At 73.3% G+C, this 23,647-nt stretch carries 27 protein-coding genes and 3 tRNA genes; 14 read left to right on the forward strand and 16 right to left on the reverse strand.

All coding sequences use genetic code 11. The features are described from left to right. Positions 1-52: 52 nt before the first annotated feature. Positions 53-1,999 carry a carboxypeptidase-like regulatory domain-containing protein gene (locus SM577_RS09185; RefSeq protein ID WP_474586685.1) on the reverse strand — a complete coding sequence of 649 codons (1,947 nt, stop codon included), beginning with the start codon at positions 1,997-1,999 and terminating at the stop codon, positions 53-55. Positions 2,000-2,188: 189 nt separating this feature from the next. On the opposite strand from SM577_RS09185, the gene SM577_RS09190 reads away from it, so the two are divergent. The 5 genes from SM577_RS09190 to amcA all read left to right on the forward strand — a co-directional run bounded on the left by SM577_RS09190 (position 2,189) and on the right by amcA (position 6,870). Further along, complete coding sequence (locus SM577_RS09190; protein WP_474586867.1) at positions 2,189-2,533, forward strand: sterol carrier family protein; 345 nt, start codon at positions 2,189-2,191, stop codon at positions 2,531-2,533. Between the two features lie 145 nt (positions 2,534-2,678). Then, complete coding sequence (gene purF, locus SM577_RS09195; RefSeq protein ID WP_302920881.1) at positions 2,679-4,220, forward strand: amidophosphoribosyltransferase; 1,542 nt, start codon at positions 2,679-2,681, stop codon at positions 4,218-4,220. Between the two features lie 56 nt (positions 4,221-4,276). After that, entirely contained in the window at positions 4,277-5,431 is a 1,155-nt protein-coding gene (gene purM, locus SM577_RS09200; RefSeq protein WP_088996880.1) for a phosphoribosylformylglycinamidine cyclo-ligase, read from the forward strand. Positions 5,432-5,561: 130 nt separating this feature from the next. Continuing rightward, the gene (gene amcB / locus SM577_RS09205; protein ID WP_302921025.1) at positions 5,562-6,665 is read left to right on the forward strand and encodes a cyclophane-forming radical SAM peptide maturase AmcB; all 1,104 of its coding nucleotides are present in this window, start codon (positions 5,562-5,564) and stop codon (positions 6,663-6,665) included. After that, on the forward strand, positions 6,634-6,870 hold the full coding sequence (gene amcA, locus SM577_RS09210) for a multiple cyclophane-containing RiPP AmcA (RefSeq protein ID WP_302920882.1): 237 nt from the start codon (positions 6,634-6,636) through the stop codon (positions 6,868-6,870). Before amcB ends, amcA begins: the two co-directional genes overlap by 32 nt. A 144-nt stretch (positions 6,871-7,014) precedes the next feature. Here amcA and SM577_RS09215 read toward each other — a convergent pair whose 3' ends face one another. Together SM577_RS09215 and SM577_RS09220 are read right to left on the reverse strand one after the other, a co-directional pair. Continuing rightward, positions 7,015-7,230: a DUF3073 domain-containing protein gene (locus tag SM577_RS09215; protein ID WP_088996883.1), complete on the reverse strand. Its 216-nt coding sequence runs from the start codon at positions 7,228-7,230 to the stop codon at positions 7,015-7,017. Positions 7,231-7,525: 295 nt separating this feature from the next. Next, complete coding sequence (locus SM577_RS09220; RefSeq protein WP_474580084.1) at positions 7,526-8,608, reverse strand: Glu/Leu/Phe/Val family dehydrogenase; 1,083 nt, start codon at positions 8,606-8,608, stop codon at positions 7,526-7,528. 172 nt (positions 8,609-8,780) lie between these two features. On the opposite strand from SM577_RS09220, the gene SM577_RS09225 reads away from it, so the two are divergent. After that, entirely contained in the window at positions 8,781-9,620 is an 840-nt protein-coding gene (locus SM577_RS09225; RefSeq protein WP_302920884.1) for a DUF8083 family protein, read from the forward strand. Between the two features lie 251 nt (positions 9,621-9,871). Continuing rightward, on the forward strand, positions 9,872-10,081 hold the full coding sequence (locus tag SM577_RS09230) for a BldC family transcriptional regulator (protein WP_007073996.1): 210 nt from the start codon (positions 9,872-9,874) through the stop codon (positions 10,079-10,081). A 78-nt stretch (positions 10,082-10,159) separates the two neighbouring features. On the opposite strand, the gene SM577_RS09235 is transcribed toward SM577_RS09230, so the two are convergent. Further along, entirely contained in the window at positions 10,160-10,540 is a 381-nt protein-coding gene (locus tag SM577_RS09235; protein WP_302920885.1) for a PPOX class F420-dependent oxidoreductase, read from the reverse strand. Positions 10,541-10,593: 53 nt separating this feature from the next. Between SM577_RS09235 and SM577_RS09240 the strand changes: the two genes are divergently transcribed. Continuing rightward, a complete protein-coding gene (locus tag SM577_RS09240) occupies positions 10,594-11,373 on the forward strand; it encodes a class I SAM-dependent methyltransferase (RefSeq protein ID WP_302920886.1) in 780 nt (259 codons plus the stop codon). A gap of 43 nt (positions 11,374-11,416) precedes the next feature. Here the strand turns inward: SM577_RS09240 and SM577_RS09245 are convergent, their stop codons facing one another. Next, on the reverse strand, positions 11,417-11,713 hold the full coding sequence (locus SM577_RS09245; protein WP_302920887.1) for a hypothetical protein: 297 nt from the start codon (positions 11,711-11,713) through the stop codon (positions 11,417-11,419). A gap of 112 nt (positions 11,714-11,825) precedes the next feature. Here SM577_RS09245 and SM577_RS09250 point away from each other — a divergent pair, with 112 nt between their 5' ends. Both SM577_RS09250 and SM577_RS09255 read left to right on the forward strand, forming a co-directional pair. Beyond that, a complete protein-coding gene (locus SM577_RS09250; RefSeq protein ID WP_474586868.1) occupies positions 11,826-12,683 on the forward strand; it encodes a 3-hydroxyacyl-CoA dehydrogenase family protein in 858 nt (285 codons plus the stop codon). Positions 12,684-12,738: 55 nt separating this feature from the next. Beyond that, complete coding sequence (locus SM577_RS09255) at positions 12,739-13,497, forward strand: enoyl-CoA hydratase/isomerase family protein (protein WP_474586686.1); 759 nt, start codon at positions 12,739-12,741, stop codon at positions 13,495-13,497. Between the two features lie 61 nt (positions 13,498-13,558). Here SM577_RS09255 and SM577_RS09260 read toward each other — a convergent pair whose 3' ends face one another. After that, a complete protein-coding gene (locus SM577_RS09260; RefSeq protein WP_302920889.1) occupies positions 13,559-14,896 on the reverse strand; it encodes an ABC transporter substrate-binding protein in 1,338 nt (445 codons plus the stop codon). Between the two features lie 161 nt (positions 14,897-15,057). On the opposite strand from SM577_RS09260, the gene SM577_RS09265 reads away from it, so the two are divergent. Beyond that, on the forward strand, positions 15,058-15,447 hold the full coding sequence (locus SM577_RS09265) for a hypothetical protein (protein ID WP_302920890.1): 390 nt from the start codon (positions 15,058-15,060) through the stop codon (positions 15,445-15,447). A gap of 150 nt (positions 15,448-15,597) precedes the next feature. After that, on the forward strand, positions 15,598-16,302 hold the full coding sequence (locus SM577_RS09270) for a DUF2786 domain-containing protein (RefSeq protein WP_302920891.1): 705 nt from the start codon (positions 15,598-15,600) through the stop codon (positions 16,300-16,302). Positions 16,303-16,369: 67 nt separating this feature from the next. Here the strand turns inward: SM577_RS09270 and SM577_RS09275 are convergent, their stop codons facing one another. Further along, complete coding sequence (locus SM577_RS09275) at positions 16,370-16,891, reverse strand: SRPBCC family protein (RefSeq protein WP_474586687.1); 522 nt, start codon at positions 16,889-16,891, stop codon at positions 16,370-16,372. A gap of 161 nt (positions 16,892-17,052) precedes the next feature. Between SM577_RS09275 and SM577_RS09280 the strand changes: the two genes are divergently transcribed. Next, on the forward strand, positions 17,053-18,090 hold the full coding sequence (locus tag SM577_RS09280; protein WP_474586688.1) for a hypothetical protein: 1,038 nt from the start codon (positions 17,053-17,055) through the stop codon (positions 18,088-18,090). A gap of 1 nt (position 18,091) precedes the next feature. Here the strand turns inward: SM577_RS09280 and SM577_RS09285 are convergent, their stop codons facing one another. The 4 genes from SM577_RS09285 to SM577_RS09300 all read right to left on the reverse strand — a co-directional run bounded on the left by SM577_RS09285 (position 18,092) and on the right by SM577_RS09300 (position 20,349). Beyond that, complete coding sequence (locus tag SM577_RS09285; protein ID WP_474586689.1) at positions 18,092-18,700, reverse strand: methyltransferase family protein; 609 nt, start codon at positions 18,698-18,700, stop codon at positions 18,092-18,094. Between the two features lie 3 nt (positions 18,701-18,703). Then, positions 18,704-19,396: a cation efflux transmembrane domain-containing protein gene (locus tag SM577_RS09290; RefSeq protein ID WP_302920896.1), complete on the reverse strand. Its 693-nt coding sequence runs from the start codon at positions 19,394-19,396 to the stop codon at positions 18,704-18,706. Next, on the reverse strand, positions 19,393-19,743 hold the full coding sequence (locus tag SM577_RS09295; RefSeq protein WP_302920897.1) for an ArsR/SmtB family transcription factor: 351 nt from the start codon (positions 19,741-19,743) through the stop codon (positions 19,393-19,395). Before SM577_RS09295 ends, SM577_RS09290 begins: the two co-directional genes overlap by 4 nt. A 210-nt stretch (positions 19,744-19,953) precedes the next feature. Beyond that, positions 19,954-20,349 carry a RidA family protein gene (locus tag SM577_RS09300; protein WP_474586690.1) on the reverse strand — a complete coding sequence of 132 codons (396 nt, stop codon included), beginning with the start codon at positions 20,347-20,349 and terminating at the stop codon, positions 19,954-19,956. Between the two features lie 120 nt (positions 20,350-20,469). On the opposite strand from SM577_RS09300, the gene SM577_RS09305 reads away from it, so the two are divergent. Continuing rightward, complete coding sequence (locus tag SM577_RS09305; protein WP_474580080.1) at positions 20,470-21,444, forward strand: helix-turn-helix transcriptional regulator; 975 nt, start codon at positions 20,470-20,472, stop codon at positions 21,442-21,444. Between the two features lie 24 nt (positions 21,445-21,468). Here SM577_RS09305 and SM577_RS09310 read toward each other — a convergent pair whose 3' ends face one another. From SM577_RS09310 to SM577_RS09330, 5 genes are all read right to left on the reverse strand, one after another. Then, positions 21,469-22,026 (reverse strand): putative immunity protein, encoded by a 558-nt coding sequence (locus SM577_RS09310; RefSeq protein ID WP_474580079.1) that lies wholly within the window; start codon positions 22,024-22,026, stop codon positions 21,469-21,471. A gap of 298 nt (positions 22,027-22,324) precedes the next feature. Beyond that, a tRNA-Phe gene (locus SM577_RS09315) sits at positions 22,325-22,398 on the reverse strand. Between the two features lie 98 nt (positions 22,399-22,496). Beyond that, positions 22,497-22,573: transfer RNA gene (locus tag SM577_RS09320), tRNA-Asp, on the reverse strand. 30 nt (positions 22,574-22,603) lie between these two features. Beyond that, positions 22,604-22,676: transfer RNA gene (locus tag SM577_RS09325), tRNA-Glu, on the reverse strand. A 151-nt stretch (positions 22,677-22,827) separates the two neighbouring features. After that, positions 22,828-23,616 (reverse strand): polysaccharide deacetylase family protein, encoded by a 789-nt coding sequence (locus SM577_RS09330; RefSeq protein WP_302920901.1) that lies wholly within the window; start codon positions 23,614-23,616, stop codon positions 22,828-22,830. Positions 23,617-23,647 lie beyond the last annotated feature (31 nt).

The raw sequence follows: 23,647 nt of genomic DNA on the forward strand, positions 1-23,647 counted from the left end.
TCGACCGGGCGGCCTTTTTCGTGTTCCTTGCGGGCCGCGGTGGCCCGGGCGGTCAGTCGTCCAGCCAGTCCAGCCGGCGACCGCCCCGGTCCTGCGGCGGCGGGCCGTCCGGCCGGCCACGCCCGCCCTGCGGCTGGTCGCCGTAGTAGCCGCCGCCCTGGTCGTAGCCGCCGTCGTAGCCACCGCGCTGGGTCGGCGGCTCCTGGCCGTAACCGCCCTGCTGACCGTAGCCGCCCTGGTCGTAGCCGCCGTCGTAGCCGCCACGCTGGGTCGGCGGCTCCTGGCGGTAGCCGCCCTGCTGGCCGTAGCCGCCCTGGTCGTAGGCGCCGGTCGGCTCGCCGCCCCGGCCGTAGGGAGCCGGGTCGGACTGGCCGTAGCCGCCCTGGTCGTAGCCGCCGGTCGGCTCGCCGCCCCGGCCGTACGGGGCCGGGTCGGACTGGCCGTAGCCGCCCTGGTCGGGCTGGTAGGTGCCGGTCGCGTACGGGTCGGCGGGCGCCGGGTACTGGGTGGCGTCGCCGGTGTACCGGCCGGTCGGCTCGTCGTACCGGTCGCCGTAGCCGCCGCCGTTGGGCTGGTAGCCCGCCGCGCCACCGGCCGGCGCGCCGTAGTCCCGGCTGCCGTAGCCGCCACCCGAGGAGGGGGCGTTGCCGTAACCGCCGCCGGACGAGGGGGCGTTGCCGTAACCGCCGCCGGAGGACGGGGCGTTGCCGTAGCCACCGCCGGACGAGGGCGCGTTGCCGTAACCGCCGCCGTAGCCACCCGGGCCGCCCGGCTCGTCGCCGTAGCCGGCGCCCGCCCAGCCCGACTGCGGGCTCGCGGCGCCGTACGGCTGCGGCGGGGCCCCGTACGGGTCCGGCGGCACGTCGTCGACCACCGGCCGGTGCATCATCGTCGGCGCGTCGGCGAGCGAACCGCCGCCGGCAACCATTGTCCGGTCCGGTCCGGCCCCGACCCCGTTGACCACCCGGGTCTGGTCGTCCACGCCCCGGTAGCCGCCCCGCGCGGCCGGGACGGCGCCGGCGCCGGCGGCGGCACCCACCGGGGCGTCCCCGTCGGCGTCGTCGGTGTTCTCCCGGCGCTTCATCCAGAGCAGCACGATGGTGCCGACACCCGCCGCGACCAGCAGGCCGCCGAGCAGGATGATCAGGTACGAGCCCATGCCGCCGCCGTCGGAGTTGCTGGCGTTGTTCGCCGCGCCCGCCGTCGCCTCCGGCGTCTCCTCGGCGGTCTCGTCGGTGGCCTCCTCCGTGGGCAGCGCCTCGGCGGTGGCCGACGGGGTGGCGCTCGGCGTCACCTCGACCTTGATCGCCAGGGACAGCCGTTGGTTGGTGATGCTCTGGCCGGCGTTGGCGGTGAAGCTCTTGGTGGCGACGATGTTGTCGAAGCTCGCGCCGAGGGCCAGCCGGCCCGGGGCGATCGGCTTGTCGCTGGTGCCGGTGAACCGGAAGTTGCCGCTGTCGTCGCTGATCGTCTCGGTGCGCTTGCCGTTGCCGTCCTGGAGCATCACCACGGCGTTCGGCACCGCGGTGCCGTCGGCCTGCTTGACCACCTTGCCGGAAACCGACCGGACGGTCTGCACCTCGGGCGGGGCCGCCGCCTTGACGGTGACGCTGAGCGAAGCCGAGTCGGTCCCGTTGCCCTCGACCCGGATGGTCGCCCGGGTGCCGTTCGCCGCCGGGGCGTTCGCGCTCGCCGTCAAGGTGAGGGTGACCGTGGCCTTCGGCGGTACGCCGTCGAAGTTGACGTCTCCGCAACCCCCGGTGCACTGCACGCCGCTCGGCAGGCCGGTGACACTGATCCTGGCGGAGTCCTCACCGATCTCCCCGGAGACCTCGACCTCCACGCTGCCGCTGCGGCCGGCGTCGATGGTGACCGAGTTGCCAGACTTGGTGATGCGCGCGGCCTGAGCGGGTGTGGCGGGGACGGCGAGCAGGGCGCCGACGACCAGCGCCACGACCACACCGGCCCGCTGCTTCCAGGCTCGTCGGTGTGTTGACACGTCCACCGCCTTCCGGGCTGACTTCCCTGGACCGGCGGGCGCCGGGCCGGGGATCATCACGGTACGAATACGCCGTCGGCAACTATGCCTTGTCTGACCGGATCGGCGCGACCCAGGGCCAGCGTCCGGCCGGCTCCGGGCGAGTCGTATCGTCCCGTGGTGTCCTCTCCGCACATTAAGTCCGCCGCGGTGACGGCGGCGTTGTCGGCGCTCGACGAGGGGCGTACCCCCGAACGACCGGTCCTCCGAGAGGCGGTCCGTGCCCTGTTGACCGCCCTCGCGGACCGCGCCCCCGGCCGATCGGTGGAGGTGCGTGTCCCACCTTACGGTGCAGTTCAGTGCATTTCCGGTCCCCGACACACCCGTGGCACCCCACCGAACGTGGTGGAGATGGATCCCCGCGCCTGGCTGGAGCTGGCGACGGGCCGGCTCACCTGGGCGCGGGCGGTTACGGAGGGTCGCGTGTCGGTGAGTGGGATCCGGGCAGATCTTTCCGAATTTCTGCCGTTGCACGCGGACGGCGAAGCGATCTAGGTAACGGACCGGAGCGGTTTCGTGACTTTCTGTATCGACACCGATTCGCGTACACTGTCAGGCGACGACGAAGGTCCCGGCCGAGACGTGTGGGTCGCCCCCGTGATCCGCCAGGCCAGTCCAGATCAGCATGAGGGAGCGGCAGGTGCCCCGAGGCGACGGCCGGCTGAGCCACGACCTTGACCCCCAACGACCCGGCCCGCAGGACGCGTGCGGCGTCTTCGGCGTCTGGGCGCCCGGGGAGGAGGTCGCCAACCTCACCTACTTCGGGCTCTACGCGCTCCAGCACCGCGGTCAGGAGGCGGCCGGCATCGCGGTCAGCGACGGCTCCGGCGTGGTGGTCTACAAGGATCTCGGCCTGGTCGCCCAGGTCTTCGACGAACCGACCCTGGCCAGCCTGCGCGGGCACGTCGCGATCGGGCACGCCCGCTACTCCACCACCGGCGGCTCGACCTGGGAGAACGCCCAGCCGACCATCCGGTCCACCAGTTCCGGCACGACCATCGCGCTGGCCCACAACGGCAACCTGGTCAACACCGCCGAGCTCCAGCGCGAGGTGGCCGAGCGGGGCCTGGTCGCGGACGGCTCGACCAACGACACCTCGCTGGTGACCATGCTGCTGGCCAGCCGCCCCGACCTCTCCGTCGAGGCGGCCGCGCTGGAGGTGCTGCCGCAGCTGCGCGGTGCGTTCAGCTTCGTCTTCATGGACGAGTCGACGCTCTACGCGGCCCGCGACGCGCACGGCGTACGCCCGCTGGTGCTCGGCCGCTTGGAGCGCGGCTGGGTGGTGGCCAGCGAGACCGCGGCGCTGGACATCGTCGGCGCCAGCGTGGTGCGTGAGGTGGAGCCCGGCGAGCTGATCGCGATCGACGAGGACGGGCTGCGGTCCACCCGGTTCGCCGTCCCGGAGCCCAAGGGCTGCCTCTTCGAGTACGTCTACATCGCCCGCCCGGACGCCACCATCGCCGGTCGCAACGTGCACGCCGCCCGGGTGCAGATCGGCCGCCAACTGGCCAAGGAGCACCCGGTCGAGGCCGACCTGGTGATCCCGGTGCCGGAGTCGGGCACCCCGGCGGCGATCGGCTACGCCGAGGAGTCCGGCATCACCTACGGCGCCGGCCTGATGAAGAACCCGTACGTCGGGCGGACCTTCATCCAGCCGTCGCAGACCCTGCGCCAGCTCGGCATCCGGCTCAAGCTCAACCCGCTGCGGCAGAACGTCCGCGGCAAGCGGCTGGTCGTGGTCGACGACTCGATCGTGCGCGGCAACACCCAGCGGGCGATCGTCCGGATGCTGCGCGAGGCCGGCGCGCTGGAGGTGCACGTGCGCATCTCCTCGCCGCCGGTCAAGTGGCCGTGCTTCTACGGCATCGACTTCGCCACCCGCGCCGAGCTGCTGGCCAACGGCCTCGACACCGAGGGCGTCCGCCGCTCGATCGGCGCCGACACGCTCGGCTACGTGTCGCTGCCCGGGCTGATCGCCGCCACCGAACAGCCGAAGACCCGGCTCTGCCGCGCCTGCTTCGACGGGGAGTACCCGATCGAGCTGCCGGCCGGCAACCTGATCGGCAAGCACGTGCTCGAAGGGGTGGGCCGTCGGGTCGCGAACACGACCCCGGACGCCCTGGACAACAGCACCCCGCCACTCGTCGCCACTCCGGGCGGCGCGACCGCACACCGCCCGTAGCACCACCCGGGGCCCCGGCCACCGCCAGGGCGCCGAGAACCACAAAGGGGAGAACCGTGACGCACGTGTCCGAGCGCAGCGGCGCAGGAAGCAGCCCGACCGGCGCCGGCGGCGAGCGCCAGCCGTGGACGGCCGGCGCCGGCCGCCAGGCGCGCAAACGGTCGGTCTCCTACGCGGACGCCGGCGTGTCGATCGAGGCGGGCGACCGCGCGGTCGAGCTGCTGAAGTCCAAGGTGCGTCAGACCCGGCGGCCCGAGGTGCTGGGCGACCTGGGTGGCTTCGCCGGCCTGTTCCGGCTGGACACCAAGAAGTACAAGAACCCGATCCTGGCCTCGTCCACCGACGGCGTGGGCACCAAGCTGGTGATCGCCCAGCAGATGGACATCCACGACACGGTCGGCATCGACCTGGTCGCGATGGTCGTCGACGACCTGGTGGCGTGTGGCGCGGAGCCGCTCTTCCTGCTCGACTACATCGCCACCGGCGAAGTCGTGCCGGACAAGGTCGCCGAGATCGGCGCGGGCATCGCCGACGGCTGCCGGTACGCCGGCTGCGCGCTGCTGGGCGGCGAGACCGCCGAGCACCCGGGCGTGCTCCGGCCGGACGAGTACGACATCTCCGCCACCGGCGTCGGCGTGGTGGAGGAGAGCGAGATCCTCAGCCCGGAGCGGGTCGAGGTGGGCGACGTGGTCATCGCGATGCGCTCCTCCGGCCTGCACTCCAACGGCTACTCCCTGGTGCGGCACGTGCTGCTCGGGGCCGGCCGGATGCGGCTGGACGTGGTGATCGAGGACTTCGGCCGGCAGCGGACGCTCGGCGAGGAGCTGCTCACCCCGACCAAGATCTACGCGCAGGACTGCCTCAAGCTGATCGCCGAGGCCGAGGTGCGGGCGCTGGCCCACGTCACCGGCGGCGGCATCCCGGGCAATCTGGTCCGGGTCCTGCCGGAGCACGTCGACGCCGTGGTCAACCGCTCGACCTGGAAGCCGCAGCCGATCTTCGACCTGATCCAGGCCAAGGGCCGGATCGAGGACCCGGAGATGGAGGCGACCTTCAACATGGGCGTGGGCATGTTCGCCATCGTGTCGGCGGAGGACGCCGACCGCGCGCTGGCCACGCTGACCGGCCGGGGCGTCGACGCGTGGCAGGCCGGCGAGATCATCGAGGGTTCCGGCAACGTGCAGATGATCGGTCACCACACCCGCGGATGATCACGCTCTGGTGATCGTACGGGCACCTGATCAGGGCTTCACCCGAGTGGCCATGGCCGCCTAGCCTGAAGGGCACCCTCAGGCACAGCGGAGGAGGGCGATGGCTGCTCGGGGACAGTCGTTCAGCGGAATGCGCGGCCTGGCCGCCGTTCCGTCGTACGTCGTGATGCAGCCCACCACCCTCTGCAACCTGGATTGCGCGTACTGCTATCTGCCATTCCGGGCGGCGGACCGGCGGATGGCCGTGCCGGTGGCCGAGGCGGTGGCGGCGTCGGTGAACCCGTGGGCCGCGGCCGGCCGGTTCTCGGTGGTGTGGCACGGCGGCGAGCCCCTGGCGGCCGGCCGGGAGCACCTGGCCGCGCTGTTCGCGCCGTTCGGGCCGCAGGTCGAGCACCACATCCAGACCAACGCGACGCTGATCGACGACGCCTGGTGCGCGTTCTTCGCCGAGCACCGGGTGCGGGTGAGCGTGAGCGTGGACGGGCCGCGGGAGCGCAACGGCGACCGGGTGACCCGGGCGGGCCGGCCGGCGTACGACCGGATCCTGCGCGGGGTGGCCGCGCTGCGCCGCCACGGCCTGCCCTTCTCGGCGCTGGCGGTGGTGAGCCGCCCGGAGCCGGGTCGGGCCACCGAGCTGTACGACTACTTCCTCGGGCTCGGCTGCGACGTGCTCGGCGTGAACATCGAGGAGACCGAGGGGGTCAACACCCGCGGCAACGCCCACGACGCCGGGGTGGTGACCGCCTTCTGGGCGGAACTGGTGGCGGCCTGGCGCCGGGACCCGCGGATCCACCTGCGGGAGGTCGAGTGGTCGCTGCGGTACGCCGCGGCGGTGCTGGACGGCACCGCCGACGACCTGTTGCCGCGCCGGCTGGACCCGATCCCCACCATCGGCCACGACGGCTCGGTGACCGTGCTCTCGCCGGAGCTGGCCGGCTTCACCGATGCCCGGTACGGCGACTTCAGCAGCGGCAACGTGCTGGCCACGCCGCTGGCCGAGATCCTGGCCGGAGCGGCCGGCACGGCCTGGGTGGGTGAGTTCCTGACCGGCGTCGAGGCGTGCCGTTCGTCCTGCCCATACTTCGGCTTCTGTGGTGGCGGTCACGCGGCCAACCGCTACTTCGAGCTGGGGCGTTTTGACGGTACGGAGACCGAGCACTGCCGCAACAGCAAGATCCGCCTACTGGAGGGAGTGTTGGAGCATGCCCGAGACCACGAGTCACCGGCAGCCTGAGCGCGTGGCCGGTGTCGCCCCGGACGGGGTTGCCGAGCGGGTGCGGGAGGCCGCCCCGGGGCTCACCGCGCTGCTCCAGGAGGCCGAGAACGCGCGACGGCTACGGGCGGAGGTGGCGGGCGGCGACGGTGCCAGCGCGGTCTGCGCCTGGAACCACTTCGAGAACATCCCGACGTTCTACAACTGGAACAACCGGCCCCGCTGAGGCGGACCGGGATCAGGGACCTGCCGATCGACCGGAGTTGCCTCCGGCGCAGTCAGGTCCCTGATCGTCGGTCGTGGTGCCGCTCGATGGGCACATGCGTGAGCACGCGGGAGGCTACCGCGTGCTCAGCTGCGACCGGAGAGGTCAGCGGGTCGGACGGACCCAGGTGTCCGGGTCCTCGTCCGCGTGATCCTCATCATCGTCGTCGACATACTCTTTGTAGTCGTCGTCGAAGTTGTGCTCAGACTTACCAGCACCCGCCAACTCGCGCTGCAAGGCGGTGAGGTCGGTGTTCGGGGAGTGGTACTTCAACTCCCGGGCCACCTTCGTCTGCTTGGCCTTAGCACGGCCGCGCCCCATGGCTCGACCCCCTCGCACAGAATGCGGGGCAGCCCGAAGGCGGGCCCCGATGACGTCAGGCATCTCTCGTGGCTCTTACGGTACATGGGGATGCCACCGTTCGGCACCTCGGGTTACCGTCGACCGGCCCTGCGCGTCGCGGTTGTCCGGTCGTCACACAGTGTACCCGGTAAGGAGTGGTGCTGGCAGCACCCATGACACCGGACGAATCCCCACGAACCGACCCGATTCCCAGCTTAACGGGGTGCCCGGGCCCGGGGGCGGAACCGGCGCGGCCCGCCCCCCGGCTGACGGGTCAGCGCAGGTGGATCGTGCGCAGCCGGCCGACCTCGGCCATCCGCCGCTCGGCCAGCCGGTCGGCGGCGACCGCCGGCGGCACGCCCTCGGCGTCGGCGAGCTGGAGGATCTCCCGGGTGGTGTCGTAGATCCGGGTGGCCCGCAGCTTGGCCCGCTCGAAGTTGAAGCCCTCGATCTCGTCGGCGACCTGGATCACACCGCCGGCGTTCACCACGTAGTCGGGGGCGTAGAGGATGCCCCGGTCGGCGAGGAGCTTCTCGATGCCCGGGTGGGCGAGCTGGTTGTTGGCCGCACCGGCGACCACCTTCGCGCGCAGCGCCGGCACCGTGTCGTCGTTGAGCGCGCCGCCCAGCGCGCACGGGGCGTACACGTCGATGTCGGCGGCGACCAGCATGGCGGCGTCGTCGACCAGGGTGACCTGCGGGTGGGTGGTGCGGGCCCACTCCAGCGCCTTCGGGTTGACGTCGGTGGCCACCACCTCGGCGCCGTCGTCGAGCAGGTGGCCGACCAGGTACTTGCCGACCTTGCCCAGGCCGGCCACGCCGACCCGCCGGCCGTGCAGCGTCGGGACGCCCCAGACGTGCTCGGCGGCGGCCCGCATGCCCTGGAACACGCCCCAGGCGGTGAGGATCGAGGAGTCGCCGGCACCGCCGTGCTCCACGCTGCGCCCGGTGACGTAGCTCGTCTCGCGGGCGATCACGTCCATGTCGGCGACGTAGGTGCCGACGTCGCAGGCGGTGTAGTAGCGCCCGGCCAGCGACTCCACGAAACGGCCGTACGCGCGCAGCAGCGCCTCGGTCTTGATCTGCTCGGGATCACCCCAGATGACCGCCTTGCCACCGCCCAGGTCCAGCCCGGCGAGGGCGTTCTTGTACGCCATCCCGCGGGACAGGTCGAGCACGTCGGCGAGGGCGGCCTCCTCGCTGTCGTACGGGTAGAACCGGGTGCCGCCGAGCGCGGGCCCCAGCGCGGTGGAGTAGATGCCGATGATCGCCTTCAGGCCGGTCTGCTTGTCCTGGCAGAACACCACCTGTTCGTGACCGGTCGATCCCGGGTCGTCGGTGCTGGCGAATACGCCCATGGCTTGCTCCTGTGTCGGTGTGCGTCCTTGTGGGGCGCGGACCTGGTGGGACGCCGGCGGGGATGCTGCCGGTGCCGCTGAGCCTAGTATCGGCCGACGCCGTCCGGTCGCCCCAGGCACGTGGGGGGCGGCGCGACGGCGCTCGGGTCCCGATTCGTGGGAGGATCGCGCCGTGCCGTCGCTCTTCGCTTCATACCTGCGCGTGTACGAGCCGCTGACCGCCTTCGACCGGGACCGCCAGTCGTACTGGCGGCGCTACGTCGAACAGGGCCGGGCGGTCGCCCCGGTCGAGGGCCCGGGCCGGCAACGGACGTCGGTGATCGAGGCGCTCGGCGCCGGGTGGACCCGGCTGCCCGATCCGCCGGACGAGGCGTACGTCCTGGAGACGGACGACACGCTGCTGGTCTGCCCCTGGAACCTGCGCATCCGGGTGGCCGAGGCGGCGCTGAGCGCCCGCGACGGGGTGCCTCCGGTGCTCGCCGACGCGTTCGTGCCGCCGGTGCTGGCCGGCCAGGCCAAGGCGGTGGTGGAGGACTGGCGCAGCGGCGCCCGGGTGCTGGAGCACGGCGTCCCCCGGGTGCACGAGCAGGTGGCCACCTGGGGCGTGCCGCTGCGCTGGTTCGTACTCTTCGAGCCGGCCGAGCGAGACCTGGTCACCCGGCCCGGGCGGCGGGCGCTGCGCTACCGGACGGAGATCTCCAAGGCCCGGCGGCGGTCGTCCCGGGCGCTGGCCGTGCTGCGCAAGTCGGTCGGCGAGGCGCCGATCACCGAGGCGGTCGAGGAGGCCGCCCGCTGGCTGGAGGAGTTCCACCCGCGCTCGGTGGTCGAACTGGACTACGGCGGCCTGGTCGAGCTGCTCTCCGACGAGACGCTGGCCGCCGACGACTCGCCCGAACTGGTCGCGGCGGGGCTGGCCGGGCTGTCCCGGGGCGAGGCCGAGGAGGCGTCCGCGGCGTACGACAAGCTGGTGGCCCGGTGGCGCGCGGTGCAGTTGCTGGAAAGGTGCAACTGATCACCAACCGGTCAGGGAGCGCGCCCAAGGCGAGCAAGACTCGTAGCTAGCGCATCACGAACCGTGATCATGAGTCCGAATAAGGTACTTTCTGCCGTGTAAAAGTCGCATAAATCGGGCATGGTTCATCCGTCCGTCTAGGGACGTTCGGCCGTTCGGCCCATGTCGGACATCGGGGACTAGCCGGACCATGGGAGACGCGTCGGCCGGCGGGACCCCGGCCGATGTCTATACATGTGGAGGAGTGACCGATGGCATCGCGAACGCACGAACCAGAGCCGCTACTCACGCCGGCCGAGGTGGCGTCGATGTTCCGTGTCGACCCGAAGACGGTGACCCGGTGGGCCAAGGCTGGCAAGCTCAGCGCCATCCGGACCCTCGGTGGCCACCGCCGTTACCGCGAGTCGGAGGTCAGGGCCCTGCTGCAGGGGCAGATCCCCCAGCAGCGCCAGGGGGACTGACGGCCGGGAGCCAGCAGACGAACTGCCCGAGGGGGCGGTGGAGCGATCCACCGCCCCCTCGTCACGTCCGGGGACTGCTCAGCCGGCCAGCGTGACCCGGACGCCGACCGTCCCGCCCTCGCCCCGGCGCAACCGGCTGCCGAGCAACGAGAGCCGGCCGAGCAGCCGGTACTTCTGCTTGATGAGACCGCGGATCCGGCGGGTCCCGGCCGGGTCGCAGAGGGTGGCGTGGCCGGGCACCGCCTCGCCGTGCGGCCGGCCCCGCACGTCGCACGGGGCCACGGTGACCTCGCCGCTGCGCCGGATCCGCTTCACCTTGCCGGAGTTCGCCGCCGTCCACACCGCCAGCGCGTCGCCGTCGCGGACCGCCCAGACCGGGGTCGCCACCGCCCGGCCGTCCTTGCGGAAGGTGGTGAGCAGCAGGTACTTCTCCGCCGCCAGGCGGTCCAACGTGGTCACGCCGCCAGGATACGACCGCGCGGTTGACTGACCGGCCGGATAGCGTGAAGCCCGTGACGGGTGAGCCACGGATCGGTGACGTCTTCGGTGAACTGCTGCGCGACGCGTACGCGGTGGCCACCGGGGTCGGTCCGCGGCCCCTGGCCGGCGGGCGGCTGCCACGGCCGGTCATCGAGATCATCGAACGCGACGACGGGTTGGTCAACGGTGCGCCCGCCGCGCACTACCTGGACGGTCCCGCCGGCTGGCAGCCGTACGACCGGCGGGCGGTGGACCGGGTGCGGGGCGCCACCCTGGACGTCGGCGTGGGCGCCGGCCGGATCGCGCTGGAGTTGCAGGACCGGGGCGTGCCGGTGACCGGGTTGGACACCTCGGCCGGGGCGCTGGGCGTGTGCCGGCGTCGGGGCGTACGCGACCTGGTGCACGGCACGGTCGACGAACACGTCGCCGACGGCCGGCGGTACGACACGTTCTTGCTGCTGGGCAACAATCTCGGTCTGCTCGAAGGGCGGGAGCGCGCCCCGGCGTTCCTGGCCGCGCTCGCCGCACTGGCCCGCCCGGGCGCGCAGGTGATCGCGCACGGCACCGACCCGTACGGCACCCGCGACCCGGTGCACACCGGCTACCACGAACACAACCGCCGGCGGGGCCGGCTCGGCGGCCAGCTGCGGTTGCGGCTGCGCTACCGGGAGCTGGGCACCCCGTGGTTCGACTACCTGGTCTGCTCCCCGGACGAACTCGGCACGCTGGTGCGGGGCACCGCCTGGCGACTGGCCGACGTGGACGACCGGGACGCCCCGTACTACCTGGCCACGCTCCGGCTGGCCGGCTGACGCGGACGGGCCCCCGCCGGGCGGCGGGAGCCCGGGCGGTCGGTCAGACCTGGACGGTCGGCGGCAACTGCTCGGGCGGCAGGCCGCCGTCGCCGTCGATCACCTCGTCCGGAGTGCCGTCCTCGTCGAGGTCGACCATGGTGACGTCGACCTTGCCGTCGTGGTCGGTGTCGAACTGGAACAGGTCGGGCTTGCCGTCGCCGTCGGTGTCCACCACCCACACGTCGGTGCGGCCGTCGTTGTTGGTGTCGGCGCGCAGCAGCTCCACCCGCTCGTCCCCGCGGGTCTCCACGGTCTCGGTGGTCTCCGCGCCCGCGACGCCCTCCGGTGCCTGGCTCATCTCCACTGGTCCTTCCCTCGGTTGACCGCCGTCTGTACCCGATCCGCCGCGCCCCCACGCGTGCCGGCGCACCCGGGGCCCATAGGGTCGCACCATGAGCGAGCGTCAGGTGGTGAGCGATCGGTTCGTCGTGGTGGGTGCCGGCACGATGGGGCTGGGCATCGCGTACGTGGCGGCGGGCGCCGGGCACGCCGTCGAGCTGGTGGAGGTCGACCCCGACCGGGGTGCGGCGGCCATGACGCGGCTCGGCGAGCTGTGGGACCGGGCGGTGCGGCGCGGCAAGCTGACCGCCGACCGGGCGGCGGACGACCGGGCGCGGGTCACCCTCCGCGCCACCCTGGCCGAGGTGGCCGGGGGACCGGACGTGGTGGTGGAGGCGGTGCCGGAACGGCTCGACCTCAAGCGGTCGGTGCTGCGCGACGCCGAGGCGCTGCACCCGGCGCTGCTGGGCAGCAACACCTCCAGCATCCCGATCGCCGAGCTGGCCACCGGCCTGGCCCGGCCGGAGCGCTTCCTCGGGCTGCACTTCTTCAACCCGGTCTGGGCGATGGCGCTGCTGGAGGTCGTGGTCGGCCCGGCCACCGCGGCGGAGACCACCGCCGCGGCCGTCGCGCTCGCCGGCCGGCTGGGCAAGGACCCGGTCGTGGTACGCGACATGCCGGGCTTCGCCACCTCCCGGCTCGGCGTCACCCTCGGCCTGGAGGCGATCCGGATGGTGGCCGACGGGGTGGCCTCCCCGGCCGACATCGACAAGGCGATGGTGCTCGGCTACCGGCACCCGGTCGGCCCGCTGGAACTCACCGACCTGGTCGGACTGGACGTGCGGCTGGACATCGCGCGCACCCTCCAGGCCGCGTACGGGGACCGGTTCGCGCCGCCGCCACTGCTGGTGGAGATGGTGGCCGACGGGCGGCTGGGCAAGAAGTCCGGGCAGGGCTTCTACCGCTGGGAGAACGGGGTGAAGGCGTGAGCGCGGGGAGTGAGCCGGTTCTGCGAGCCCCGCAGTCGCGAACGAGGGTGGCACGGTGACCGCGGCCAACGGTGCCGGCCTGCGGGTCGAGGAGCACCCGGACCGGCTGGTGGTCACGCTCGACCGGCCGGAGAAACGCAACGCGATCGACGCCGACCTGATCGCCGCGCTGCACGCCGTCTGCGCCGAGCTGGAGGCGCGCCCCCGGCTGTTGCTGCTCACCGGCGGGACGGACGGCATCTTCGCCGGCGGGGCGGACATCGGGCAGCTGCGCGAGCGCGGCCGGCTGGAGGCGCTGGCCGCGATCAACTCGGCGGCGTTCGCCCGGATCCGGGCGCTGCCGATGCCGACCGTGGCGGCGGTGGACGGCCCGGCGCTGGGCGGCGGCGCCGAGCTGGCGTACGCCTGCGATCTGCGGGTCTGCACGGAGCGCGCGGTCTTCGGCCAGCCGGAGGTGCGGTTGGGCATCCTGGCCGGCGCCGGCGCGACCCACCGGCTGCCGGCGCTGGTCGGCGAGGCCCGGGCCAAGGAACTGCTCTTCACCGGGCGCCGGGTGGACGCCGCGGAGGCGCTGCGGATCGGGCTGGTCAACCGGGTGGTGGCCGAGCCCGGCGAGCTGCTGCCGGCGGCGCACGGCCTGATCGACGAGATGGCCAAGGGGTCCGCGCTGGCGCTGCGGCTGACGAAGCTGGCGGTCGACGCGCCGGCCGCCGCGCACCCCCAGCTCGACCTGGTCAGTCAGGCGGTGCTCTTCGAGGACGAGGAGAAGCACCGGCGGATGACCGAGTTCCTCGAGCGGCGTCGCCCGCGCTGACCACGCAACGACGACGGCCGCACCGGTCAACCGGTGCGGCCGTCCCGCGACTGGGCGGCGGTCAGTGCCGGATCTGCACCCCGGCGTCCGCCAGCGCCCGGATCACCTGCGCCGACTCGGCGAAGCCGATGATCAGCACGGCCTCGGCGCCGAAGTCCTTGATCTCCTTCGCCCCGGCGGTGAAGTCGACCGGCGCGGCCTTGGCGTCCTCCGGCGGGTCGTAGGTGAGCAGCTTGACCCGGTCGGCGCCGAAGCCGGCCCGCTCCAGCTCCTCCCGGACGTTGCCCTGGAGGCCCTCGCCGTAGGAGTCCTTCCGGGCGACCAGCGCGATCTTGCGGGGACCGTCGCGCAGTATCACGTCCGCGAGTGCGCGCCCCTGGAGGCTGTCCGGCGGCGCGGTACGGAAGTAGAGGCCCTTGTCGTCCACCTCGGTCAGGCTGGCGTCGGTGTTGGACGGAGAGATCATCACCAGGCCGGCCTGCACCACGTCCGGCAGCACGGCCCGGGAGATGCCGGAACCACCGGCACCGATGATGACGTGCACGCCGGCCTCGACGTGCCGGGCCACGGTGGCCTTGGCCACGTCCGGGTTGGTGCCGTCGTCGCCGTCGATCCAGGTCACCGGCTTGCCGAGCACGCCGCCGGCCGCGTTGATCTCCTCCAGGGCCAGCGCCGCGCCGGCCGCGATCGGCGGGTTGGCCAGGGACAGGTCACCGGTCTTCGGCAGCAGGCCGCCCAGCACCAGCGGGGCGTCCGGGGCCTTGCCCCGCTGCTTCTTCGCCTTCGGCGGCGCCTTGCTGCTGGCCGCGGACTCGTCGCCGGCCCCGACGAACTCGGTCTTGCCGTCGTTGAGCTGCTGGCCGTCGAAGTGCAGGGTGGCGTAGCTGGCGGTGGCCGGCTCACCGGCGTCGGTGAAGCCCGCCCGGGTCAGCGAGACGCTGCGGTACTCGATGTCCTGGCCGTTGCGGGCCAGCGCGAGGCAGCTCGCCGGGTCCTCGCAGCGCTGGCCGCCGTTGGTGACGCCGACGATCTGCTTGGCGATGGCGGCCGGGTTGGTGGTGCCGGCCAGCTGGGCGGCCAGCGAGCTGATGACGACCGCGTCGTACGCCTCGGCGGAGTAGAGGAAGTCGGTCAGCTTCGGGTCCACGGTGCGTAGCCGGTTCTTGAAGTCCTCCGGCAGCGGCGTGAGCGGCGTGGTGCCCTTCATGCCGTCGACCAGATTGGCCCGCTCCTTCAACTCGGCTGGGTACGAGTTGAGCATGTTGCCGTCGGTCCCGTAGAGGCGCACCTGGTGGGTGGTCGTCTCCTCGGGCTGGTCGGTCCCGCATGCGCTGGTGGCGAGCAGGAACGTCGCGCAGGCGGCCAGGGTGGCTGCCCGCGAGGCGCGTGACTTGAGCATGGTCGTCCTTCCTCCGGCGAAGGTCCGTTGCGCACATTAGCGTGCCGGCCCGAACCGCGGGACCGTGGAGCCCCGTCAATCCGCTGGTAGACGGCGTTGCCTACGCAGAGTGACGAGGGGCCGAAGGTGGTGGCTTGACCCGTCCCTCTACTGTGCGGTGCGTGACGAACTCACCACAGCAGATCCGCGACGACGCGGCCGCCGTGCTCCACTCCGCGCTGGCCGGCGACGGCGACGCGGTGGTGGGCACGTTCGACGCGGTGGTCGACCGGTCCGGCCTGGCCGGCGCGTACGGGGTGGCGTGGTGTCTGGCCGCCGCGATGGTGGGCGACGAGGTGCCGCCCGGGGCGTGCGCGCTGGACTTCCCCGGCATCGACCAGGCCGGCTACGACACCCGCTGGGTGGCCCGCTTCGTCAGCGCGTACGCCAACGCCGACGCGGACACCGGCGAGGCCCTGTTCGGCGCGGCCGCCGCCGACGGTCTGCTCTCGGACTGCCTGCTCACCCTCGCCGGCTCGACGGTCGCCACGCTGCGCCACCGAGCCGGTTGAGCCGGTTCCGCGCGGCCGTCGGCCGAGCCGTCCGCGCGCCGGTCGTGGTGACCTGCTGGCGCGGCCCGGTCGTGGCGACCTGCTGGCGCGGCCGGCCGGGCCTCGGGCGCGGCGGTCGGTGAGTCGGCCCGCCGTGATAGGCCTGTGGGCATGTCCGAGGCCATGCTGAGCAAGGTGCGCAAGCTGCTGGCCCAGGCCGAGGACCCGGCCTGCACGCCGGCCGAGGCGGCCGCGTTCACCGCCAAGGCCACCGAGTTGATCGCCCGCTACGGCATGGACCGGGCGCTGCTCGCCGCCCGTGACCCGGCCACCGACCCGGTCGGCGACCGGGTGGTCGAGGTCGTCGCCCCGTACGCCCGGGACAAGGCCGGTCTGCTCGCCGCGGTCGCCGAACCGCTGCGCTGCCGCTGCGTACGCCGCCGCCAGGGCAGCGGGTTCGCGATGCACCTGTTCGGCTTCGCCAGCGACCTGGAGCGGGTGGAACTGCTCTTCACCTCGCTGCTGGTGCAGGCGGCGCACGGGCTGGCCGCCGAGGTGGTGCCGGCCGGCGAGCACCCGGCCGCGTACCGGCGGTCCTGGCTGGCCGGCTTCGCGCAGGTCGTCGCCGGCCGGCTGCGCGCCGCCGAGGAGGGCGCGGCCACCGAGGCGGGTGGCGGCTCGGTCGCGCTGGTGCTCGCGGACCGGTCCGACCGGGTGCAGCGGCGCCTCGCCGAGGTCTACCCGCGGCTGCGTACCGCGCCGCCGCGCCGGTTGGCCGGATCCGGATTCGGCTCCGGTGCGGCCGCCGGTCGCCGCGCCGACCTGGGCGGCCCGGTGGTCCCCGGCCCCGGCGGCCGGCCCGGTCTGGGCCGCTGAACCGGGCGCGGTGCCGGGTGGCACCTGCCTTCGATGCCCGGCCGTGCCCGGGCCGCTGAGCCCCGGGTCAGCTCAGGTCGGCGTGCCGGCCGACCGAGGCGGCGTAGCGGGAGAGCAGTTCGTGCCAGCCGGCGGTGAGTGCCTCCCGGTAGCCCTCGGCGGCGTCGCCGTGCCGGTCGAAGTGCCGGTGCGCGACCTCGACCAGGGTCCGCGCCGGCCCTTCCGGATGGAAGAGGACCTCCACCTCGCTGGCCCGGGACGGGTCCGGCACCGGCACCCGGTCGGCGCCGATCTGCCAGGTGAACACCAGCCGCCGGGGCGGGTCCCAGGTCAGCACCCGGCCCCAGTCGCTGCGGAAGCCGTACGGGCCGATCTCGTAGAGCATGCCGCCGGCCCGCGGCTCGATCCCCAGCTCCGCCAGGTGCGCCGGCCCGGACCAGGTGTACTCGGTCACCCACCAGTCGGTCAGCGCCCCGGTGAACACCGCGAACGCCTGCGCGGCCGGAGCCGGGACGAGGAGGCTGCTGCGTAACGAGAACCGCTCGGAATCCTGCTGGATCTCCGCCGGACCGGCCGTCTCCTGTCCCATAGGCCCGGACCATACCGGCTGATGCCTCGGTGTGCAGCTTCGCGCGGTGCCCGGTTCCGGACAGCGCCCTGGCGGCAGGGATGGCGGCCCGACGAACGGGTAAGCGGGCCGGCGCGGCCGGTCTCCTCCCGGCCGCTGTCGTCAGCGGGGGAGCGACGGAGATGAGTGGAACCGGGTCGGGTGACCAGGGCCGGCAGCAGGCTCAGGCGGGCGGCCAGCCACCGGGCCGGCGGGATGCGGGCCAGCAGCCGGACGAGCGCGGCAGCCGGCACGCGCAGTACGGCGACCAGCCGCCCGGCCCGGGTCGGCAGGGCGAACCGGACGTGCTGCTGGACGTGCCCGACCTCCGGGTGGAGTCCATCCGGCTGGCCGTGGACGCGCTGCGCGCCGACATCTCCCTCAAGGCCCGGCTGGCGAACCTGGTGCAGCTCGACGCCGGCGTCCGGGTCGACCTGCACGGCGTCGAACTGGACATCACCGACGTACGCGCCGAGGTGCTGCTGAAGGTGCGGCTGGAGGAGGTGAGCCGGATCCTGGACCGCGCGCTGACCACCATCGAGCGGAACCCGCAGATCATCGAGATGCTGGCCGGTGCCGCCGGCGGGGTGGGCGACGACGTGCACCGGACCGCCCAGCAGGTCACCGGCAGCACCGAGCGCCTCGACACGGTGGTGGACCGGCTCGGCAGGGAGATCGGTTCGATCAGCGCCCAGGCCAGGTACCGGGGTCCGGAAGGCGCCGCCGAGGGCGGCCGGGAGCAGGGCGGCGGTGGGCAGGGTCAGCCGGGCGGTGCGCAGGGTCGGCCGGGCGGCGGCCAGGGGCAGCAGCCCGGCGGCGGGCGTCAGGCGGCCGGTGGCGGCCAGGCCGAGCAGCGGCAGCAGGGTGGCGGGGCGCCCGGCGGCGGTCAGGCCGAGCAGGCGCGGCCGGGCGGTGCGCAGGGTCAGCCGGGCGGCGGCCCGGGGCAGCAGCCAGGCGGCGGTGGCGGACGCCAGCCGGGCGGTGCCGGGCCGGGACGGCCGGAACCGGGTGCGCAGGGCGGCGGCCAGGGTAAACCGGGTGGCCAGGGTCAGCCGGGAGGCGGCGAAGCCGGGCCCAGCCCGACGGAACTGGCCGCGCAGGCCAGCGAGGCGCTCCGGCAGGCCGGGCGCAGCGTCTGGGAGGCGATCCAGAGCGGGGTGAGCCAGCACCGCCCCCGCTGAGTCAGACCCGCTCCAGCCGCCCCAGCCCGGGCAGGAAGCGCCCGACGCCGGCCGCGTACCGGCGGTAGGCCTCGCCGTGGGTGGCGAGGAGGTAGGGCTCCTCGACGGCGCGTACCTGAAGTTGCAGCGCCAGCACCAGGACGAGCCAGGCGGCCACCGAGACGGCGTTCGGCACCAGGAGGGTCAGGCCGAGGGTGGTGACCGCCATGGCGGTGAAGATGGGATTGCGGGCGAGCGCGAACGCGCCGTGGGTCACCAGCTCGGTGCGTTCGGTCGGGTCCACGCCGATGCGCCAGGACGTCCCCATGGCGAGCTGGGCGGCGAGCGTGGCGACGATGCCGATGACCGTCACGACCAGGCCGACGAGGTGCAGCGGCCGGTGGTCGAGTCCGGGCAGGGGCGGCAGGCCGGCGAGGGCAGCCACCGGACCGCCGAAGCCGAGCACGAGCGCGGCGACGAACAGCAGTTTGGCCCACCAGCGCAGGGTGCCGGGCCGGCCGGCGTCGAGGCGTAGGCCGGTGTCTCCGGTGCGGCGCCACTGGGTCACGGTTCGCCAGCCGAACGCCAGCAGCAGACCGAGCAGGTAGAGCAGCAGTGCGAGCCAGGCCATCGTTCACGCCTTCCGGTCGGTGCAGCAGCCGTCGGCGCAGCCGGAGACGCGGTCGGCGCCGGTGGCGATCGCTGGTGCGCAGTCGTCGCAGTGCTCGCCGCGCCAGGCCGCCACGCCCTCCTTCACCGCTACGCCGGCGATGACGAGCCCGGCGACGGGGTCGGCCCAGGACCAACCCCACAGCGCGTTGAGGAGCAGCCCGAGGAGGAGCACCGCGGACAGGTAGGTGCAGAGCATCGTCTGCGTGGAGTCGGCCATCACGCTGGCGGAGCCCAGTTCCCGGCCGGTACGTCGCTTCGCGCGGACCAGCAGCGGCATGACGATCAGCGACGCGACGGCCAGGCCGATGCCGACGGGGCTGGCGTCGGCGTCGCCGCCGGCGAGGAGCGAGCGGAGGGCGTCGACGGTCACCCAGGCGGCCAGGGCGAAGAACGACACGCCGATCAGCCGCAGCGCCAGGCGCTCGCGGTCCTCCGGTACCCGGGAGCGGAACTGCCAGATCAGCACGGCGGCGCTGGACACCTCGACGAACGAGTCCAGGCCGAAGCCGATCAGCGCCGTGGACGAGGCGGCCGCGCCGGCGGCCATGGCGACCAGGCCCTCGAGCAGGTTGTAGCCGGCGGTGGCGTAGGCCAACCACAGGCTGCGCCGCGACAGCACCGCCCGGCGTTCCGGGGACAGCAGGGCGACGCTCACGCGCTCGCCCCGACCGTGGGGGTGCCGTAGACCGGGCAGAGGGCCACCGCCTCGCCGGTGGCGGCCAGGAGCTGCTCCGCCGAGCGCAGCAGATCCAGCAGCTCCGGCCGGGTCAACGCGTAGAACGACTGCCGCCCCTCGACGCGGTAGTCGATCAGCCCGCAGTCCCGCAGACAGGCCAGGTGCTTCGAGACCGTGGACTGCGCCAGGCCCAACTCGTTGGTCAGGTCGACCACCCGCGCCTCGCCGGACGCGAGCCGTCGCAGGATCGCCAACCGGGTCGGGTCGCCGAGCGACCGGAACAGCGCCACAGCCGGTTCCCGCCCAGCGGTACAACCAATCGCCATAGCGTGATGATAGCGCCGGCTCGGCATCATGTGGCAACCGGCGCGGGCGCTGGCGGCAGCCCGCGGGCCACCGGGGACCTGCGTCGGCGCGGCGAAAAGAGGCTGGTCGGACACCCCGCCGTACGGCGGAACGCCGGTCGCGCAACCGCGTCCTGGCTCGCGCCACCTGGCCGCCTCCGGCAGTGCTCTGCCGGAGGCGGCCAGGTGGTGTCACGCGACGGCGGTCCCCTCGAGTTCGACCATCAGCTCGGGGATCGCCAGCCGGGTCACCCCGAGCATCGTGGTGGTCGGCGCCACCCCGGCGGCGCCCAGCCGCGACGCCAGCACGCCGTAGTGCCGGAAGAGCAGGTCGACGTCGGTGGTGTAGACGTTGAGCCGGACGAGGTTCGCCAGCGACATGCCGGCCTCGCTGAGCACGGCCTCCAGGTTGTCCAGGCTCAGCGCCACCTGTGCCGCCATGTCGCCGGCATGCTGGGGCTTGCCCTCGTCGCTCGTCGCGGTCTGCCCCGAGCAGTACAGCGTCCGGGCGTGCCCGGAGACGACCTCACCCTGGTTGAATCCCATGCCCACCGACCACGTCACCGGGTTGACCGCCGTTCGCTCCATCGCAGATCCACTCCATTCGCTCCATCGGCCGTCGGCTCGGTAGCCGTCTCGCCGCCGTGCTGATGAGCCTCCCAACGAATCACGACATCTCATGTCGTGTATTCCTGGCATGATTTCCGGGTGCGCGCCGACCGGTTGGTCTCGCTGGTGCTGCTGTTGCGCCAGCGCGGTCGGCTGTCCGCGGCCACCCTGGCCCGCGAGCTGGAGGTGTCCACCCGCACCGTACTGCGCGACATCGAGGCGCTCTCCGCGGCCGGCGTCCCGGTCTACGCGGAACGCGGCCGGCACGGCGGGTTCGCGTTGCTGCCCGGTTTCCAGGCCGAGCTCACCGGACTGAACCACGACGAGGCGCTCGCCCTGCTGGTCGCCGGCTCGCGGAGCGGCGCGCAGGCATTCGGCCTCGGCTCGGCCCTGGCGTCCGCCATGCGCAAGGTGGTGGACGCCCTGCCCGAGAGCCACCGGGACACCGTGACCGGCGCCGTCCAGCGACTGCTCGTCGACCCGGAGACCGACCTCCTCTCGCGCCGGCTGCTCCCCGAGGAGGTGCCCGACACGATCGTTGCCGAGGTCCGGCGCGCCGTGCTGGCCGGACACCGGCTGCGCATCCACTACGCGGCCGCGGGGCAGGCTCCGCGATGGCGCACGGTGGACCCGATCGGCCTGGTCACCGTGCGCGACCAGGGCTACCTGCTGGCCATGCGATCCGGGGCGGACCGCACCTACCGGCTGTCCCGGGTCCTGGCCGCCGAGGAACTCGCCGAACCCGCAGAGCGGCCGGACCGGGTCGACCTGGACCGGGCCTGGCAGGAACGCAGTACGCGGTTCCGGACCGGCGGCGACCAGGTCACCGTGCTGGTGCGGGTGAACCCGGCGCGGCGGGAGGAGCTGGTCGGCACCGCGCTGGCCGTCCGCACCGAAGAGACCGACGCGGACGGCTGGCTGCGACTGGAGGTGACCTTCCAGGACCCGAGACACGCCGAATGGGCGCTGTGGCAACTCGCCACGAACGCGGAAGCCCTGGCTCCGCAGTGGTTGCGCACCGCCCTGCGCGACCGCGCCGCCGCGATCGCCACCCGCTACGAAGCGTCGTCCTGAGTCGTCATGGCGCTGGCCCGATGGTCAGCGGTTGGTCGCCGCCTGCCGCAGAGCCGCGTCCAGTCTCCGCAGTAGCTCCCCCGGCCGGCCGCGACCGCTCGGGGCGTTGGGGTAACGCCTCAGGACGTCCACTACGACGGCGCCCGCCAGGTCGCTCGCCTGCTGGATGCAGCGGGCGCCGACGTCACGGTCGTCGCCGGCATCGAGCTCGAAGGCCCGCGCGGCGTGGGCGGCCGGTCCGAGGATGTGCAGGACCTGGGTCGCTTTCGCCAGGGGATGCAGGAACGCGGCACTGGCCGCGGCAACGGCCGCGCGGGCCGCCTCGCTCGCAGCGGCCTGTCCCGCGTCGCGGGTCTCCTGATACGCCCGCTGGGCCGCCCACGCCCTGTCCCGGATCGCCTTGGTCCGCTCGCCTCCCCCGGCGAACGCCCGCGCAGCCTCGATCGCGGCTCGTGGGCGGCAATCGTCCGGGCGGTCCCGTTCGAAGATCGCCAACGCCGGCTCCGCGCAGGCCGCCGCATAGCCCGCGATGTCGCGCAGCTCAGCCATGCTGAGTTCGATCACCAGATTCTCATCGGGCACACCGTCGACCGTATTACTGAACCGTCGGTTGAAGGTTCTCGGTGACATCCGCAGGGCGGTGGACCAGAAACCTTCAAGGACAGCGGACCTCCCGCCGGTTGGTCTAGGCGCCACGACCCCGCATGAGAGGGCAGATGCCGGCCTGACAGGACGGCTTGGAAGCTGTTGGCGCCGCATCGACCCGAGCGGGCGGGCGTGCGCCAGCACCCGTCCGATTCCTCGCGGACTCGCCACCAAAAGCAGAGCGCCGACCGGCGTTTCCGCTGGTCGGCGCTGCTTAGCCCGGCGAAAGGCTATGTGGCCAGGGGCGGGGTCGAACCGCCGACCTTCCGATTTTCAGTCGGACGCTCGTACCAACTGAGCTACCTGGCCTTGCTCGGCTCATGCTACCCGCAGGGCGGAGTTTCCGCCGCGAGGGTCGCACGCTCCGATACGCAGAACGCCGCGCGGGTTGGGCGCGGCGTCAGCGCTGGCGGTCCTGACGGGACTTGAACCCGCGACCTCCGCCTTGACAGGGCGGCGAGCACTCCGACTGCTCCACAGGACCTAGCTTTGTTGCTCCGGCTTGCGCCGGTCGTGCCCCCAACGGGATTCGAACCCGTGCTACCGCCTTGAAAGGGCGGCGTCCTGGGCCGCTAGACGATGAGGGCGGCCCCGCCATCATTGCACATTCGCAACTTCAAGCGGACTTGCTCCCATCCGGCCCCGCCGGAGGCTTGGAAAGCATACGTGATGCCCGGCCGGTCGACCAAACCGGTATGGCGGTAGCCACAACGACACACGAAACCGCAGGTCAGCGGGCTAGCGGAGCTTGGTGACGCCGTACCGGCGCTTCAGGTCGCCGATCAGCGCGGGGCAGGCGGCCAGCGTCGCGTGCCGGTCGCCGCCGCCGTCGTGCAGCAGGACGACAGCGCCGGGCCGGGCGGCGGTGTGCACCCGCTTGGCGATCGTCGCCGCGGGCGGCTTGCCCCAGTCCTGCGGGTCCACGGTCCAGTGCAGCGACCTCATGCCGAGCTGCTTGGCCGTCGCCACCACCTCGGCCGTCCACCGCCCGCCGGGCTGCCGGTAGAACGGCACCCGCGCCCCGGGCACGGCCGCCTGGATGGCCTTGTTCGTCCGGACCAGGTCGGCCCGGATCTCCGCCACCGGCCGCCGGCCCAGGTCAACGTCGTGGTTCCAGCTGTGGTTGCAGAGCTGGTGGCCCTCCCGGACGATCCGCCGCACCAGCTGGGGGTGGCGTCGGACGTTCCGCCCGACCACGCAGAACGTGGCGCTGACCCGGGCCGCCCGCAGCCGGTCGAGGACCTTCGGCGTCCAGACCGGGTCGGGTCCGTCGTCGAAGGTGAGCGCGACCTGGCGGACCCCCGTGCCCCGCTGCAACCCGGCCGGCAGCGTCTTCGGCAGCGGCCGCAGCCGGGGGCGGGACGGGGTGGCACGGGTCGGTCGGGGGGTCGGGGTGACGTCCGGCGTGGGGGTGGCCGTACCGGCGACGGTCGGCGGAGCCGCCGGCCGGTCGGTCGCGGTGCCGCTCTCGCCAGCGAGGACGATCACCAGGACCAGGGCGTACGCCAGCAGGGCGCGGTGGCGCATCGTTCGCTCCCGGAGGGGTCGGGGTTCGCGG

The sequence above is a fragment of the Micromonospora desertarenae genome (assembly GCF_056150265.1).